General features: G+C 55.2%; 1 pseudogene. It reads right to left on the bottom strand.

Features of this window, described 5'->3' with window-relative positions:
- Nucleotides 1-165: pseudogene (locus tag F7Q90_RS28210) on the bottom strand (hypothetical protein); the annotation flags it as partial.
- Between the last annotated feature and the right edge of the window lie 83 nt (nucleotides 166-248).

The raw sequence follows: 248 nt of genomic DNA, 5'->3' as shown, positions 1-248 counted from the left end.
ACCAATCGATGAGCGGGCACAGCAGAGTGTTCTGGCAACATGACTGACGGTGTCACCACGATGCAGCATCAGCATGGCGGTGAGCCGCCGGGCGTGGTTTTTGTCCTTTGTTTTATGGATAGTTTTCGTAAGCGTCGCATTCAGACCGTATTGACGTTCAGGCAGAGGGAAGCTCGACCTTCCATGGCAGCAGATCGCGGACCCGGTTCACCGGCCAGTCCTGTATATGACCGATGACGTAACGCAAC

The organism is Pantoea stewartii subsp. stewartii (assembly GCF_008801695.1).
In the GTDB taxonomy this organism is placed as follows: Bacteria; Pseudomonadota; Gammaproteobacteria; order Enterobacterales; family Enterobacteriaceae; genus Pantoea; species Pantoea stewartii.
This window is presented reverse-complemented; position numbering and strand designations above follow the sequence as displayed.